Source organism: Martelella sp. FOR1707 (assembly GCF_053484265.1).
On record NZ_JBAKFP010000001.1, the window covers coordinates 121,545 to 137,538 of the forward strand.

15 protein-coding genes and 1 pseudogene are annotated in these 15,994 nt (G+C 61.1%); 9 read left to right on the forward strand and 7 right to left on the reverse strand.

Features of this window, described 5'->3' with window-relative positions; all coding sequences use genetic code 11:
- Nucleotides 1–57 precede the first annotated feature (57 nt).
- Nucleotides 58–816: a response regulator transcription factor gene (locus V6765_RS00560; RefSeq protein WP_448425576.1), complete on the forward strand. Its 759-nt coding sequence runs from the start codon at nt 58–60 to the stop codon at nt 814–816.
- A gap of 11 nt (nt 817–827) precedes the next feature.
- Here the strand turns inward: V6765_RS00560 and V6765_RS00565 are convergent, their stop codons facing one another.
- Nucleotides 828–1,325, reverse strand: coding sequence for a hypothetical protein (locus V6765_RS00565; protein WP_448425578.1), 498 nt, complete (start codon nt 1,323–1,325; stop codon nt 828–830).
- Nucleotides 1,326–1,373: 48 nt separating this feature from the next.
- Between V6765_RS00565 and scpB the strand changes: the two are divergent.
- From scpB to V6765_RS00595, 6 genes and pseudogenes are all read left to right on the forward strand, one after another.
- Nucleotides 1,374–1,755, forward strand: a pseudogene (scpB, locus tag V6765_RS00570) (SMC-Scp complex subunit ScpB); the annotation flags it as partial.
- Between the two features lie 228 nt (nt 1,756–1,983).
- On the forward strand, nt 1,984–2,346 hold the full coding sequence (locus tag V6765_RS00575) for a hypothetical protein (protein ID WP_448425580.1): 363 nt from the start codon (nt 1,984–1,986) through the stop codon (nt 2,344–2,346).
- A 56-nt stretch (nt 2,347–2,402) separates the two neighbouring features.
- On the forward strand, nt 2,403–3,086 hold the full coding sequence (locus V6765_RS00580; protein WP_448425582.1) for an ABC transporter ATP-binding protein: 684 nt from the start codon (nt 2,403–2,405) through the stop codon (nt 3,084–3,086).
- On the forward strand, nt 3,070–4,257 hold the full coding sequence (locus V6765_RS00585; RefSeq protein ID WP_448425584.1) for an ABC transporter permease: 1,188 nt from the start codon (nt 3,070–3,072) through the stop codon (nt 4,255–4,257). The genes V6765_RS00580 and V6765_RS00585 overlap by 17 nt, the downstream gene beginning before the upstream one ends.
- Nucleotides 4,258–4,290: 33 nt before the next feature.
- Nucleotides 4,291–5,496: an efflux RND transporter periplasmic adaptor subunit gene (locus V6765_RS00590; protein ID WP_448425586.1), complete on the forward strand. Its 1,206-nt coding sequence runs from the start codon at nt 4,291–4,293 to the stop codon at nt 5,494–5,496.
- A complete protein-coding gene (locus tag V6765_RS00595; protein WP_448425588.1) occupies nt 5,486–6,820 on the forward strand; it encodes a hypothetical protein in 1,335 nt (444 codons plus the stop codon). Before V6765_RS00590 ends, V6765_RS00595 begins: the two co-directional genes overlap by 11 nt.
- On the opposite strand, the gene V6765_RS00600 is transcribed toward V6765_RS00595, so the two are convergent.
- Complete coding sequence (locus tag V6765_RS00600; protein ID WP_448425590.1) at nt 6,817–8,439, reverse strand: alpha/beta fold hydrolase; 1,623 nt, start codon at nt 8,437–8,439, stop codon at nt 6,817–6,819. The two genes, V6765_RS00595 and V6765_RS00600, sit on opposite strands and share 4 nt — an antisense overlap.
- On the opposite strand from V6765_RS00600, the gene V6765_RS00605 reads away from it, so the two are divergent.
- Nucleotides 8,438–8,863, forward strand: a complete 426-nt coding sequence (locus V6765_RS00605; protein WP_448425592.1) for a hypothetical protein — start codon at nt 8,438–8,440, stop codon at nt 8,861–8,863. The two genes, V6765_RS00600 and V6765_RS00605, sit on opposite strands and share 2 nt — an antisense overlap.
- Entirely contained in the window at nt 8,856–11,045 is a 2,190-nt protein-coding gene (locus V6765_RS00610) for a putative bifunctional diguanylate cyclase/phosphodiesterase (RefSeq protein ID WP_448425594.1), read from the forward strand. Before V6765_RS00605 ends, V6765_RS00610 begins: the two co-directional genes overlap by 8 nt.
- Before the next feature lie 112 nt (nt 11,046–11,157).
- Here the strand turns inward: V6765_RS00610 and V6765_RS00615 are convergent, their stop codons facing one another.
- From V6765_RS00615 to V6765_RS00635, 5 genes are all read right to left on the reverse strand, one after another.
- Complete coding sequence (locus V6765_RS00615) at nt 11,158–11,709, reverse strand: hypothetical protein (protein WP_448425596.1); 552 nt, start codon at nt 11,707–11,709, stop codon at nt 11,158–11,160.
- A 101-nt stretch (nt 11,710–11,810) separates the two neighbouring features.
- Nucleotides 11,811–12,878, reverse strand: coding sequence for an ABC transporter ATP-binding protein (locus tag V6765_RS00620; RefSeq protein ID WP_448425598.1), 1,068 nt, complete (start codon nt 12,876–12,878; stop codon nt 11,811–11,813).
- A gap of 13 nt (nt 12,879–12,891) precedes the next feature.
- Entirely contained in the window at nt 12,892–13,725 is an 834-nt protein-coding gene (locus V6765_RS00625; protein WP_448425600.1) for a carbohydrate ABC transporter permease, read from the reverse strand.
- Nucleotides 13,726–13,729: 4 nt separating this feature from the next.
- Nucleotides 13,730–14,653, reverse strand: coding sequence for a carbohydrate ABC transporter permease (locus tag V6765_RS00630; RefSeq protein WP_448425602.1), 924 nt, complete (start codon nt 14,651–14,653; stop codon nt 13,730–13,732).
- 72 nt (nt 14,654–14,725) lie between these two features.
- The gene (locus V6765_RS00635; protein WP_448425604.1) at nt 14,726–15,979 is read right to left on the reverse strand and encodes an ABC transporter substrate-binding protein; all 1,254 of its coding nucleotides are present in this window, start codon (nt 15,977–15,979) and stop codon (nt 14,726–14,728) included.
- Nucleotides 15,980–15,994 lie beyond the last annotated feature (15 nt).

A 15,994-nucleotide genomic window follows, 5' to 3' on the forward strand; every position in this document is an offset into this window, starting at 1 on the left:
CTCCTTGATTATCGTCGCTTACGAAGGAAGCGCATTCAAAAACCCGATCAGACAGCAATGACGGAAGATGTTCAAACTATCAAGCATGCCGATGGGCAACTCAAGGCAATAGTCCGCATACTCCTGGTTGAAGACGACGAGGATTTGCGCCAGAGCCTCGCCGAATACTTGAAGCTGAGCGGCTATGACGTGACCGAGGCATCCAGCGGACTGGAATGTTACAGGGCGCTACGCAACGCAACCTTCGAAGTGGCCATCATCGATGTGAACCTGCCCGATTGCAGCGGCTTCGAACTCGTGAGTGATCTTGCCGGCGAAGCGGAGGGCCGAGGCATCATCCTCCTCACCGCGCGCACCGGCCGCGATGATCGCGTCCGGGGTTATCAGCAAGGCGCCGATCTTTATCTCACCAAGCCTGTCGATGGCCTTGAACTTGTGCTGGCGATCCGCAATCTGGTCCGCCGCTTGCCGGAGCCGCGAAAGGCAGGGGACGATGCCGATGTCGCACAATCCACCAATCAGACCTGGCGCCTTGACCGTCTCAATTATGTACTGACGGCGCCCGACGACATAGGAATCGATCTGACCGGTCGCGAGATGCAACTAATGGCGATTCTTGTCGAGGCCAGGGGAGACCCGGTCAGCCGGAGCAAACTGGCGTCCGAGCTTGGCTATGACGACAAACCCGAAACGCGCGGCATTGACGCGATCGTTCACAGGCTGAAGCAGAAGGCCGCTTCCTCCAACGTCGACCTGCCGATCAAGTCCATCCGCTCGATCGGCATCAGCTTTGCTGCGACAACCGAAGTCGTTTGATGCTCTTTCATTCAACTTGACAGTTGTCTTGCGCCTTGGCTGCGCGTCCGTTCAAACGCCCTTAATCGTTCCGGAGAGACGCTTGGCAGCATGACCGAGATCTGCCAGAGGGAAAGATAGCCGAAGCGTTCGATAAACGGCCCGGAAGAGGGGAGGCCGAGGGCTGTGGCGGCCTGCTCCAGAAGAGCTTTGTCGAGCGTGTTCAGCGGTTGCCGCAGTTCCGGCGAAAAATCGGTTTCCGGCGCGGATTTCCAGTCTTGTTCAAGGGTCTCGAGCGAGAGCGCCCGCTGTTTTCGGACAAGCAGGTGTTCGGGCCCGACATTGCCGGTCTGCGGCAGGCCGAGGCGTTCATATTGTTCGGGCGGCGCTTCGGCCTCGCGCATCGCCTCCATAAGCCATTGCGCCATCATCCGTTCATGGTCGTCATCGATGAGCGGATTGCACTGTTCGGGATCGGTCTCTAGATCGTAGAGCAGGCTGCCGAAGGCATAGGGATTGCCCATTGCCATGCCCCGAACCTTGAGTAGCGGAACCCCCTTGGAAAACCCGACCCCGATGCCGACGCCATCCGCGCCTCTGCCGCGCCAACCCCGGGGCGGCGTACCAACACTCTCCGAATTCGAATCCATAGTTCTGATGGCCATCGGCTACTTCCAGCCCATCACCCGCGCCGAACTCTCAAAAATCTTCGGCAAGGAGGTCAGCCGCGACACGATTAGCGCGCTGCGCAACGCCGCCCTCATCGCCTCCGGCCCCCGCAGCCCGACGCCCGGCGCGCCCTATACCTACGTCACGACAAAGCACTTCCTCTCCGCCTTCGGCATGGAAACGCTTCGCGACTTGCCGGACATCGAGGCGCTCGAGGATGCCGGGTTGTTGAGCAGGGCCGCAGTTCAGGAGGAGGCGATGGTGCCCGTGGTCGAGGGCGAGGAGGAATGAAGCTGTTGACGCAGCAAGGCTCCGGCGACGTCTTGAGCGTGCAGCTTCGCCCACCCTGAGCGCCCTGCCGAAACCTGATAAAATCGCTCATTTATCGCCCGCACCCCCCAAATGGGGGGCGCTCGGATTCCAGGCCGTCTGTAAACCTTTCCTCCAGCATCGCGAGGGGTGATGCCTATGCCATTTGCGAAGCGGCAGGCTTCGCGATCACGAGGGAATAATTTCTAGATGCCGAACTTCAAGACAGCTCTTTGCCTGGTCCCGATCGTTTTTCTGGCGGCCTGTAGCGACTCGTCCTTCGATTCTCTTTCGGATTCCGATTACGACACCGGCGGCTCTTCCTCCGGCGGCGGCACGCCGAAGTCGTCGATCCTGCAGTGCCCGAGCTCATGCACCACCACCAGCGGCGCCCCCGTCAACATTCAGGTGGCCACCCACTGCGACGCCGCGCGCAGCTACTACAATGAATACAAACTCGCCGTGCAGCAGTACGGCACGGCCGGCGCAGAGCCTTACTGGGATGCCTATGAGCAGACGGCGGACCTGGCGAATGAAATGTATTCCAGCTTCGGCTGCAAGGCGGATTACTAGGCCCTTTAATCCGGGTCGCTTCCGGGCGGCTCGGATATTTTCGGGCGGTTACGGCCATGGCTGAACGTCTGCTTGATGTCCGCGGGGTCGGCAAAACCGTTGTTTCCGCGGGCGATCGCATTGAGATACTGAAGAAGATCGACCTGACGCTCGACGCCGGCGAGCGGCTTTGCATCATCGGTGCGTCCGGTTCGGGCAAATCGTCGCTGCTTGAAATTCTTGGAACGTTGTCCACGCCGGACGAGGGCAGCGTGGCGATTTCCGGCGTCGATGTCGCGGCGATTTCAGATGCCCGCAAGACCCGGTTCCGGCGTCAGCAAATCGGCTTCGTGTTTCAGGGCTTCAACTTGATTGATCACATAAGCGCGGTAGAAAATGTGGCGATGCCGCTTCGATACCAAGGCGTTTCGCGGGGGGCGGCGCTGCGGCGCGCCGAGGACGAGCTCGAAAGGGTTGGTCTTGCCCGGCGCGCCCGCTCGCGCGCAAGCCGCCTTTCGGGCGGCGAGAAACAACGCGTTGCGCTGGCGAGAGCGTTGGTGACCCGGCCGGCGCTCATTCTCTCCGACGAGCCGACAGGCAATCTCGACGAGGAGACCGGCCGGTACGTCCTCGACCTGCTCCTGCAGAACTGCAGCGAGGGGTGCGGGCTGGTTATGGTCACGCACAATCTCGATCATGCGCGGAGGTTCGAGCGGGTGCTGAAATTATCGGGCGGGCAATGTCATGCTGTTGCCGTTTGAACCGATCCTCGCCCGGCTCAGGGCCTTTGGCCTCGCGCGGCTGTTCTTCGCGGTAGTCACGCTGTCGATGACGCTTGCTGGCACCATTGCCAACTACGCGCTTTCCGGCAATGCGCTGCGCCACTTCGACACGTTGCTGGAACTCGGCGCGGCCGAAACCTTCGTGATCAGCGGCGCCAATTACGAAGTCGGCATGCTGACCGGCGGGGTATTCGATCCCGATGCGCTCGCTCTGCTGGGTCCGGATATGATCGCCGGGCTGTTGCCCGGCGGCTTTTCCGTGACGTCGTTTCGGGCCTTTCCTGTGACGTTGGAAAGCGGTGGCACTGCGCAACTGGCCAAGGCCTATGCCGTCGGAGACGGCTTCGTTCGGCAGGCCGGACTGACCACGGATCTGCCGCCGGGCGCGGAAATCGGCGATTTGATGCAGGATAGCTGTCTGCTGGGGCGTGCGCTGGCCGAAAGCCTCGACGGCGCCTCGATCGTTTGGGTGGAGGGCAAGGCCTGCCAGGTGGCCGGCTTCTTCGATGCGCCGGTTCGTCCGCCCTTTGCCGAACTCTCGCGATCACTGCTGATCCCCCAGGGGGAAGATTCCTTCGAAGGCGTCGATGCCGGAAATTTCAACTTTCTCGTGACCGGGCCCGCGGAAAGCCTCCTGGAGCCGCGCCTGAAAGGGCTGTTGTCGCTCGCTTTCGATGTTTCGCGGCTGACCTTCTGGTCGAGCGCGCCGATCATCGAACAGGCGCGCGAACTGAAATTTATCGCGCTCGCCATATCGGTGGGGCTGAGCGCGATCATCCTTCTGATCGGCGGCGTGTCGATAGCGGCGCTGATGTCGTTTTCAGTGACGGAGCGCCGGCGTGAAATCGCCATCCGTCGCACGCTGGGCGCGACGCGGGGGAGAATAGTTGTTGAAATCGTGCAGGAAACAGCCCTGATCGCCGCGCTTGCGCTGATCGTCGGTATCGTGGGCGGTATGATTCTTGCAGAGGTCTTGCAGCAGCCACTTAGCCGCTATTTCGTGGCGGGCAGTATCACCGGTTCGGATATTGCCATCGGGTCGATTGCACGCGCCGTCGCCGGTTTTTTCGTGGTCACGCTTCTCGCCGGCATCGTGCCGGCACTGAACGCTGCGCGCACCGATCCGGCAACCGTGCTGAGGGAAAGCTGATGGCGAGGGAACTCTGCATGGAAAGGGGGCCTTATGTCGCTGGTTAGAACCTCCGTAATAGCCGTCGGCGTCGTAATGGGCGTTGGCGCTGCTGCATGGGCGGTGCAGGGCGGCGTCTGGCCGAAGGAAAAGGCGGCTGATCAGGCGCCGAACCGGACGGAATTGCGTATTGCCGAACACGTCTTCACAGAGCGCGTCGTGCGGCAATGCCATATCGAATATGGCGCGCCGCGCGCGCTCTCGGCTCCGGCCGATGGTTTGCTGGAACTGCTTGTCGCAGACGGCGCTGCAGTCAATAAGGGCGATATCATTGCTCGTTACGCGATCGACAAGCTCGAAAGCGAGGAGCGGAGCCTGGCGGCAGACATTGAAAACCTGCGTTCACGGATCGCCTTCAAATCCGGTCCCTATCGCACCGCAACCGAGGCGATCTGGCAGATCGAGCGCGAAACGCAGGAGAGCAGCCGTGCCCGGCTTCGCGCGAAACTCGAGGAGATGGAGAGGCTGGAGGCGCGTGGCCAGATTGCGCCGCAGCGGCTGGAAGAAACCCGGCTGCGACTGGAGGAGGCGGATGCCGAGCATGCCCGGCTTTCCCATCAGCGCACTCTCGACCGCGCCCAGATCGAGCTCGATATCGGCCAGATGGAGCATGATCTGTCTGTCGCGGAGGCACGGCTTGCCGATATCGGGCGCGAGAAGGACCGCAGCGCTCTGGCGGCGCCCGAAAACGGCGTGGTGATCTGGCGCGATCCGCAGCTTGCCGAAGCAGGCGGCGGCGAGTTGCGCCGCGGCACGCCGATCGCCTCCCTGGTCACGCCCGGCCGCTTCGGCGCGGTCGTTCGGCTTGGCGACAGCGACATGCGCGTCATTGAGGGCGCGTCGGTGAGCGTGGGTTTCGAAGATGGGCGGCAGCCCGTCAGGGCCGAGATCGTTTCGAAACGGCTGGTCGATGACCCCATCGAACAGAAGCGGGGGCGCTACGCTTATGACGTCGCCATTGTTTTTAAGGGCGATGAGACAATGCTGCACAGTCAGGCGCTGTGCAGCTTCAGCCGGCCCGTCGCGACCCCATCGGCTGCAATACCGGCTAGCGCGCTCCGGTTTCAGTCCGGCCGCGCCTATGCGATGAAGCTTGAAGACGGCAAGACCGGCCTCGTCGAACTTGAACTCGGCGAGGTGGCGGATGGTTATGTCCGCGTCCTCTCCGGGCTGAAAAGCGGTGATATCGTTGTCGAATAGCCGCCTTCTACCGCTCCGAAAACTGGCCGCGCTGGCTCTCCCGCTCGTTCTCGCCGCCTGCGCCTCGCCTGCTCTGAAGCAGACGAGCGCCGATATCGATACGCTCCAGCGCGAGATTGATGCCCCGCCGCCTCTGTCTGCGTCCGAAGGTCCCCTCGGCCCGGTCGAGCTCGTCGCTTCCGCCGACCGGCGCGGGCATGATGTGATGAAGGCGCGGCTGAAGCGCGCCGAAGCGGAACTGGCGCTTGACGAAACCCGCTCGCGCCGGTTTCCGCGCATTTCGGTGGAAGCGCGCGACTTCGTCACCTATGATCGACGCAACGGGATTACCGACAACGCCAATGTCGTGCTCGGCGTCAACTGGGATATCGCCTATGCGCTGCTCGGGCTCGACAGCCGCAATATCGCTATCGCCGAGGAGCTCATTCCGGTCCAGTATCAGCTTTCCTACCGCAATGCGCTGGGGGCTTTGCTTGCTGCCTACGCTTCGTTAAGCGAGATGGATTTCAAGCGCCGACACACGCTGCTGGAGGCGGATGCGCTTTCCTGTCAGGCGAAATCGATGCGCGCTGAACAGAAACTCGGCACGGTCTCGGTGGCGGAGGTCGACGCGATGAGTGCGCGGATTGCGGCGGTGCGGAGCGAGGCGGATGCGATTGCCATGGCAATGGAGACGGAGGAGAGCAAGGTGTTGGCGCTTTCCGGCCTCAAGGCAGGCAGCGCGCCGGTTGCGGCATCGCGATCCATCCTGCCGGCGCTGGCGGGCCTGCCCAAGTCTGTTGCGGAGAACGGCGAAAGCTGTTTTTCGGCTTCCGGCAGCCAGACGCTGGAAAATCTTCTGGTCGAAGCTGCCGGCGCCCAGCTCGATCTCGCCAGAAAGTCGCGCTTTACCAAGCTGACGGCGGCGCTCCCGACCTTCATGAGCGAGGATGGCGGTCTCAGTCTTCAGTTCCTGGTTGGTTATGTGCTGCCGCTGATCGATCAGGGCGACAGCCTGCGGCTGACCGACCGCGCGCGCATCCGCCTGCTGGAGACGATCCTGGCGGCGCGCGAAAACCACCGTGAATTTCTGAACCGCTACAATGAAACCGTGCTGAACACGGCCGCCGCCCGCCGCGCGCTCGCCTCGGCCGATGCCGCCATTGCGACGGCGCGGACATCCCTTTCCGCAGCGCCCGATTCCGAGCAATGCGCCGCCGAAACAGCGCTGGCGAAGGCGCGGCTGGAGCGTGCCGAGGCGTTGTTCGCAATCGAGATGGCGCGCGCCCGGCAAATGCTGATGTGCGCGCCGCTGCCGGAAGCTCAGAACCCGCCTGAGGGTTAGCGTACCGGCGGCGCGGCGGCGAGTGCTTGCCTGCCGGCCTCTGCCGATTTCTTTTCGGAAAAGGAGCCTTCGGCAAGGGTGCTGGCCAGCAATTCGAAACGGCTGGCGGCGACATGATGGCCGACCTCGGGAATGATCCTGCAATCTGCATCCGGATTGGTCTCGGCCAAAGCAGCAATTGGCGCGGGGGGCGACATCTTGTCGTCGGCGCCCTGAAGAAACAGGACCGGCATCTCCAGTCCGGCGATATCCTGATCCCAGCCGCGTTGATTGACGGCGAGATCGGCGACCACGCTTGCCGATGACCGTTCGCCGATCAACCGCAGCCACGACAGCGCCCAGCCAGCCTCGATGGATTGGTCGATCGCTGCCAGATCGGCAGGGCTTTCGCGATAGGCGTGACGGTAGGCGCGCGCGGCAAGGGCAGGGGAGCGCGCAAGTGCTGCATAGGCTTTGACGATGGCGCCGATCACGATCGGTCGCTGGCGAACGGCGCTCGTCAAAGCTGCCTGCATGCTGCGTTCCGATGCCGGCGCGGATTTCGACGGCGGAAACGGTGCGCCGGCAATCACCAGGCTCTCGACAAGGCCGGGGTGGCGGGCAGCGAAATGCGTGGCCCACGAGACCCCGGAATTGACCGCGACGCATGTCACCGGCCCGCCGATGAGGTGGTGCACCATTTCGGCAACCGCCTCGGTATGGGTCTCGAGAAAACGCAACGGGTCCGAATGGTCGACCCCCTTGATGAAAAACCGGGGCGCTACCAGAAAGCGCAGGCCGTGGCGCTTCAAAATTTCGACCTTGTCTTCGCAGTAGAGCGTCGGCGACAACAGGCCGTGGAAAAACAGACATGGCTTGCCGCTTCGGTCGCCGAACTCCCAGATCGGCAGTTCGGCGCCGTTTTGAAGCGCAACGGAATGGACCGTCACCCTACCTGCGAAATGGCAGGCCAGAAGCTCGCGCTCCGGACTACGGTCCCGGGTGCCGGAAAAGGTGGCGATGAAATAACTCATCAGGCTTGCGGAGATCGAGCGGGCCAGGGCTGCCTGATTGGTGACGCCGAATTTCTGGAAGATGACCTGCAACTGCTTGCGCTTGGTACCGTAGGAAGCGCCCAGCCTTTCGGCCGCGTCCTTCAGTTCGTGACCGGCCAGAAGCTGTGCGATCAACTGATATTCGCTGGCGGTCAGCGGCGCGACATCGAGCGGCGTATGTCTTTCGAAGAATGCGCGATCGATTTCAAGCGCAAGCCACTCGGCCCCTTCCGGCGCTTGTGGCCAGTAGTGTCCGATCGCAAGAACAGCCTGTAGTTGGCTCTCGTGTTCCCTGAAGGCGAAGCCCTGTTGGTCGCCCGGCGGCAGGTCGAAGCGCCGCGGCAGCGCATCGGCTTCTCCGTCGTTCAGGATAACCGTGCCGTCGCGATCAAGCAGGCAGACCGGCAGATCGAATGGGGGCAGGGTCTTGTAGAAGAAATCCTGGATCGCGATCTGCCGGCGGGCGTCACGGATTTCCGGCGCATCCCCATCCCACCGCGCCGGCAGCACGGACGGTTTGAGTATCCTGGGAATTTCGGCAAGCCTTGCGATCTGCCGTCGGAGTGCTACACGAGACGCGGTCATGGCGCAGATTTTTGGGAAAACCCGGCTGCGAGGTCAAGGGGCGGGCTGCAAAATGTGGCGTTTTTGCGGCAAAGCCTGCGCAGTTGAGCCATGGATCGCTCGTCCCGTCGACTCTATTGACGCCCTTGATCATCCCGATGATCTCGGTCTCGGCGGCGCGGGTCACGCCATGGTTGTGGTTTTCCACCGAGACGTGCCGTTGATTTCCCGTCGAGAACTGACCCAATTTGAAGGTATGTCTCGGTGCTCAGTTTGTCGTGATGACGACACTGGTGCGCTCATAGAACTTGCTGAGCTGATGGAAGGCCAAGATCACCGAAGATCCCAGATGAACAGTTTTGCGCCAATTTCATCAGCTTGCTACATCATATATAAATTTAGCAAGATTTCAGAAAGTTCCATTTATGGAGTTTCGCATGTGTGACGAAAGTGCCAGGCCTTACCCGCTTCCTGAGAGCGAAGAAGATCGGCTCCTTGCGCTGGAAGAATATCACGTGCTGGATACGCCTCCCGAGCAAAGCTTCGAGCGACTAACGGGACTTGCTTCGCGGCTGTTCAACGTTCCGATTGTGTTGATCTCGCTTATCGAGCGGGATCGTCAGTTCTTCAAGTCACATGTCGGCCTTGATATCTGTGAGACCAGCCGGGAGGTCTCGTTCTGCACCCATGCCATCATGCGGGACGATATACTGGTGGTCCCAGACGCGACGAAAGACCCGAGATTTTCGAGCAATCCCCTGGTGCTAGGCCCGCCTTTCATTCGCTTCTATGCGGGTAAACCGCTTGCCACCCCCTCTGGCGAAAAGCTGGGCACGGTCTGTCTGATTGATACCAAGCCACGCTTCTCGTTCACTGAGCAGGATCATGAACACTTGAGCGATATCGCATCGCTGGTGATGGAACACATGGAAACGAGAAGGCTCGATTTCATTCGTTCCGTCAATCAGGCCCGCTTTGAAAGCATTGCCCGCACATCGGCAGATGCGATTCTGTTTTCAAACAGTCAGAGCCTGATCACGTTCTGGAACCGTTCGGCGGAACGGATTTTCGGTTATGAGGAAGCGGAAATTTTGAACCGCTCGACCGAGCTTCTCATTCCCGATAGCTGGCTGCCACTATACAAGGCAGAGGTGGAAAGACTGAGGCATGGCGAGCAGTTGCAGCTCGCCGACCGCATTGTAGAGCTTTCCGGCCTCAGAAAAGACGGTACGGAATTTCCAGCCGAGTTCTCTCTCTCGGTCTGGAGAGAGGGTGCAAAAAGCAATGCCGGGGCAATCATCCGTGACATAACCGAACGAAAGGAACACGAAGACCGGCTGTTCCGGCTTGCTTCCCTTGATCCCTTGACGGACCTGCCGAACCGGGGCGCATGGCGAGAGCGGCTTGGCGAAACGCTCGATGCGGGAAAGCCCTGCACCGTGCTGCTGCTGGACCTCGATCGTTTCAAGGAAACCAACGATACGCATGGACATTCTGTCGGCGACGCTGTGCTTAAGGAGGTCGCTGCTCGGCTGTTGTCGACCTGCAGCGATGCAAATATGGTCGCCAGGCTGGGCGGCGATGAATTTGTCATCCTCTACGATGGCAGCGAGGATCGCCATGCACGGATGATCGCAGCGCAAATTCTGTCAGCTCTCTGCGAACCATATGCGTTTTCTGGGCAGAGGGCAGAGATCGGCGTGAGTATCGGTATCGCTCTTGCGCCCCACCACAGCCAGCGCCCGGACGAGCTCATGGGTGCCGCAGATCTTGCACTGTATCGCGCAAAGGCAGCGGGCAAAGGCCAGTTTACAATATTCGAACCTGCGCTTAGGGACGTTGCGGTGGCGCGACGAGCATTTGAAGAGGAGCTCAGACGCGCTTTCATCAGGCAGGAGTTCGAACTTTTCTATCAGCCGCAGTTCTCAGCGGATTCTCTCCGACTGACTGGAGCAGAAGCGCTTATCCGCTGGAACCACCCGGAAAGAGGCCTTCTGAGCCCGGCCTCTTTCATCGACATTCTTGGTCAGAAACCAACAGCCCCCGAGATCGGAGACTGGATCCTGCGCACAGCTTGCCGCCAGGCGGCGAAATGGCGCGAGAGGCAAACGGGTTTCAGAATCGGCGTAAACCTGTTTGAAGTCCAATTCCGGCAAGGAAATCTTCTTGAGAACGTCCGGACCATCCTTTCAGAAACCGATCTCCCCGCAGAGGCGCTTGAGCTGGAACTCGTCGAAAACATCCTGCTCCATAACGACCGCGATACACTGAGGCTGCTGAACGCTCTCAGGACGCTGGGTGTCGGCCTCGCCTTTGACGATTACGGCACGGGCTTCGCTTCCCTCAGCTTTCTAAAGCGCTACCCGGTATCGCGTCTGAAGATTGATCGCACATTTGTACGTGATGTGGACAGCGACCCGGAAGACGAGGCCGTGGTCAGAGCAATCCTCTATCTTGGACGGAGCTTCGGGATGGAGGTTATCGCGGAAGGGGTCGAGACCGATTCGCAGCTAGCTCTTCTGCGCAAGCACGGCTGCGGCGAGGTGCAGGGCTATCTTTTCGGCCATCCCGTTCCGGCAGGCGAATTCGAGGCTCGGTTTCTTGAAGGCTCTGCCGAACAGGAATGAGTTCCCGCCCGGAAGGGCTTATTCCTCCTAAGGCTAGTGTCCGGATCTCAAAATGCACAGGGCGGCCCACACTGGAATGGATGATCTAGCTCAGTATCAATTTCAAGACTGCCTAGGATTGAACGATAGCGTTACTGGACTCAGCCTCCCGATTTGAATTTGTTTGCATCTCCCGCGCATGGATGCCGAGCATCATCAGGGCTGGCCAGAGGAGGTACGCCTCGATCTCTATGTTTTCGCCGAAGCTGAGCACGATCATGACGAAGACGATCGAGAGCGGCAGGCGACCGCGGGGATGGTGCACGCAATCGACCAGCACGATGAAGGTCTGAGCCAGCAGCGGCATCAGCATGGCCAGAAAGCCGGTCAGGCCTTTGACGAACAGCAGGCCAAACCAGGTGTGATGCGAGCCGATCGGCATGTATTCCACCAGATGCGGGCCCGGCTGCACGGTGCCATGGCCGAACCAGTAGGCCTCCGACCAGCGCTCATAGGCGATGCGCTGCAAGGCTTCGCGTACGCGGGTGCTGTCGGCGCGGGCATTCTTGAAGGCGTAGATGCCGCCCTGGATCATGGTGAAGACCGCGCCGCCGAAGATCGCCATCAGCGTCGCGAAGGCGGCGGCCATGCGCCAGGCATAGACCTTGGCGATCAACGGCAGCATACGCGGCCCAGGGTGGTTTGACGTTGACTCTATAGAAGCCCCGCATTCTTCGCGACGCATTGAGGCTTTGAGGAACAATCGTTTCAAAGAGAATTGTTGACCTAAACGCGATCGCCGGCGTCGTTGAAGAAGTGGAGATGGTCTGGCGGGAGCGACACCGTGATTTCGCCCTCGAAGAGGAGGGCGGCCCGATCCTGGGTGAACATCTTGAGGTCCTGGCCGCCGACATTGAGATGCACGATGATACCAAAGCCGGTCGGCTCAATGAGTTGGGTTTCGGCGGTGACGGCAGCGCTTTCGGCCGAACGGGCGACATGCTCCGGGCGGATGCCAAGCGTCATGGCGCTGCCATCCTCCATGCCGGGGCGCACCGGGAGCGCAACCTCGACGCCGCGATCAAGCGCCAGCACCGGCCCGTTCTCCTTCAGTCTCAGCTGACCCTCGAGAAAGTTCATGCCGGGCGAGCCGATGAAACCCGCGACAAAGCGGTTGACCGGGCGGTCGTAGAGATCGAGCGGGCTTCCCACCTGCTGGACCACGCCGCTATTCATGGCGACGATCCGGTCGGCAAGCGTCATCGCCTCGATCTGGTCGTGGGTCACATAGATCGAGGTGGCGCCGATATTCTTGTGGAGTTGCTTGATTTCGGCGCGCATCTGCTCGCGCAGGCGCGCGTCCAGATTCGACAGCGGCTCGTCAAACAGAAAGGCTTTCGGCTCGCGCACGATGGCGCGCCCCATGGCGACGCGCTGGCGCTGGCCGCCGGACAGCGCGCGCGGGCGGCGTTCGAGAAGCGGATCGAGGCCGAGGATCGTCGCGGCCCTGCCGACCACGGATTTGATGGTTTCGCGCGGCGTTCTGCGCAGGCGCAGGCTGTAGCTCATATTGTCGGCGACGCTCATATGCGGGTAAAGCGCGTAGGACTGGAACACCATCGCGATATCGCGATCCTTGGGCGCCAGATCGTTGACCCGCCGGCCGGCAATGGCGATATCACCGCCGGTGATCTCCTCAAGTCCGGCAATCATGCGCAACAGCGTCGATTTACCGCAACCGGAAGGGCCGACAAGAACGACGAATTCGCCATCCTCGATGTTGAGGTCGACGCCGTGAAGCACCGGGGTCCTGCCGTAGGTCTTGCGCACGTCCGAAATATCGATGGAAGCCATTTTGGAAGTCCTTTCAGCCTTTGACGGCGCCTGCGGTCAGGCCTTTGACGAGATAGCGCTGGATTGCCAGGAAGAAGATGCAGGCGGGTATGAGGGCGAGCACGCCGGCGGCCATCATCTGACCGAAGTCGACGGAGAACTTGGACACGAAGGTGAGCAGGCCGACCGGAAAGGTCGCCGCGCTGTTGCCCGAAATCAGCATCAGGGCAAACAGAAGCTCGCTCCAGGCCGCGGTGAAGACGAAACCGAGCGTGGCGGCGATGCCGGGCAGGGTGAGCGGCAGGATGATCTGGCGAAACGCCTTGAACCGGGTAGCGCCATCGATCATCGCCGCTTCCTCGAGATCTTTCGGAATGCCGTCGAAGAAGGATTGCATCAGGAAGGTGGCGAAGGGCACGTTGAAGGCGGTATAGACGATGATCAGGCCCGCCAGCGTGTCGGTCAGCCCGAGCGGCGACAGAAGCTTGAAGATCGGCGCCACCAGCATGACCAGCGGAAACATCTGGGTGATCAGCAACAACGCCACGATCCAGTATTTGGTCTTGAAGGCAAAGCGCGACAGCGCGTAGCCCGCAAGCGAGGCAACGATGGTGACGGCAATGGCGGTGGAGCCGGAAACGATGACGCTGTTTCTGAAGAACAGCGGGAAATCGGAATGGCGCAGCACGAAGTCGAAATGTTCGAACGTCATGCGCGACGGCCACATCCGGACCCCTTCGCTGTAGAGCAGCCTGTTGGGCGTTACCGCCACTTTCAACAGCCAGTAGAGCGGAAACAGCGCAAAGGCGACATAGGCGAGGATTGCGAGGCGGTGAGCTGCCGTGAGAGCTATTTTTTTCGGTCGCATCGTCTCAGCCCTTGTTCAGCAATGTCTGGCGCAGGAGGATAATGAGCAGCGCGTAGATCAGCAGCAGCACCAGCAGCACGAGCGCGATCGCCGAGGCATAGCCGAAGTCGAGCTTGCGGAAGGCCTGGGTGAAGATGTAGCTCGCGACGATCTGCGTCCGGTTGGCCGGCCCGCCGGATGTCATCACCACGATCAGATCGGCGAAATTGGCGATCCAGACGGTGCGCAGCAGAATGGTGATCGCCATGGTCGGCGCCAGAAACGGCAGGGTGATCGATAGGAACCGCTGCACCGGGCCGGCGCCATCAATGGCCGCCGCCTCGTAGAGGTCGCGCGGGATCGACTGAAGCGCCGCCAGCATGGTGATCGCGAAGAAGGGGATGCCCCACCAGACATTGGCGGCGATCGGCCCCCACATGGCAAGGGCGGGATCGGAGAGGATGTTCTCCGGCTCCGCCATCAGCCCCAGCGCGTGTAACCAGTGCGGCAGCGGACCGATGACCGGATTGAAGAGCCAGGCCCAGTTGAGGCCGGCGAGAAAGGTCGGCACGGCCCAGGGCAGAAAGACCAGCGCCTGAACCAGTCCGCGTCCGTAAAACGGCTTGTCGAGCAGGAGCGCCAGGATGAGACCGAGGACAAACTGGAGGAGAACGGATGCGCCGGTCCACCAGAGCGTGTTGCCGAGCGCGCGGCGAAAGGCCTTGTCCCCGGCAAGCGTCTGAAAATGATCCAGCCCGATGAAACCGCCAGAAAACGGATTGAGAAGCTGGATATCGCGGAAGGCATAGGAAATGCCCACGACAAGCGGAACGAGGATCACGGCGGCGATCAGAAAGAGTGCCGGCGCGCTGTAGAGATAGGGCTCGAGAAACGCGCTTGCCCGCTTCGCCAGTGGTTTCCTGGCACGGTTGTCCACCGCGTCGGTCATCGTCTGTCCTTTGAATGATCGAAGAAAGGCGACGGCCGGCGGCGGTCCCCCGCAGCCGGCCGCACGGATACGTTATCTGGCGAGATGCTTCTTCTGCGCCTTGGTCAGGTAGTCTGCCCACTCATCGGCCATTTCCTGCGCGGTGATTTCGCCGAGCAGAGCCTGCTGCGAGGTCGAGATGGACAGCGAATCCTTGAAGAAGCCGAATTCCTCGAGATAGGTCGGCATCACGGTCGGCACGGCATCCGGGTCGTTCAGCTCCTCGAACCAGCCGGCAAACTGTGGGCTGTCATAGAAGGGGTCCTCCTCGGCCGCCTTCTGCACGGGAAGCGCGCCGGTGCGCTTGTTCCAGGCTATATTGCCTTCCGGGCCCTCTAGCGTCGCGATCAGCTTCCAGGCGAGGTCCTTGTTCTCGGAGGCTGACATCATCGACCAGCCGGCATAACCGATGGTCGGGAAGGTCTTGCCGGACGGCCCCTTCGGCATGGTCGTCACGCCGTAATCGCTCTCGTCCATGTGCTCGGCAATGGCGATCAGCGCATCGGGGTCCTGGTCGAGGAAGGCGCAGGTGCCGGAATAAAAGCCGGCGACGATCTCGTTGAAGCCCCAGTTGACCGAATCCTTCGGCGCGTAGCCGTTCTGGTAGAGGTCGATCAGCCACTGGAAGCCCTCGACCCAGCCTTCCTGGTTGGCCGTGGAGGTGCCGTCTTCCTCGAAGAACACGTTGGAGCCGGCCATGTCGGCGCCATACATCAGCCAGCCATTCAGCCCGCCGGCGCCGCCGCGCAGGCAATAGCCGTATTTGCCGTCCAGTTCGGAGATCTTCGCCGAGGCTTCCGTGAATTCGGCAAGCGTGGTCGGCGGCTCGGAGATGCCGGCGGCTTCCAGCAGGTTCTTGTTGTAGAACATGGCGCGCAGATAAAAGCCGTAGGGCAGCATATAGGCCGTGCCGTCAACCTCGCGACCGAGCTCCAGCGCCCGGTCCGTCAGGTCATCGGTATATTCCCAGTCGGCGAGATAGGGTTCGAGGCTTTCCAGCATGCCGTTATTGGCATAGAGCGAAACCCAGGAATCCGGCATTTCGACCACATCGGGAATATTGCCGGCGGAGACCATGGTTGCGAATTTCTGGAAGGCCTCGCCCCAGGGCAGCGAAATGATTTCGACATCGGTGCCCGGGTTGGCTTCCTCGAAACTTGCGACGATCGATTCCAGGGTTTCGGTTCTGGCCGGACTGGTGATGACCTCGACCAGGGTGAGCGTTTCGGCATGGGCGGCAGACGCCATGAGCGCCGAAAGGCATGTGGCTGTAAGCAGTTTCTTCATTTCCATTCCCCTTGC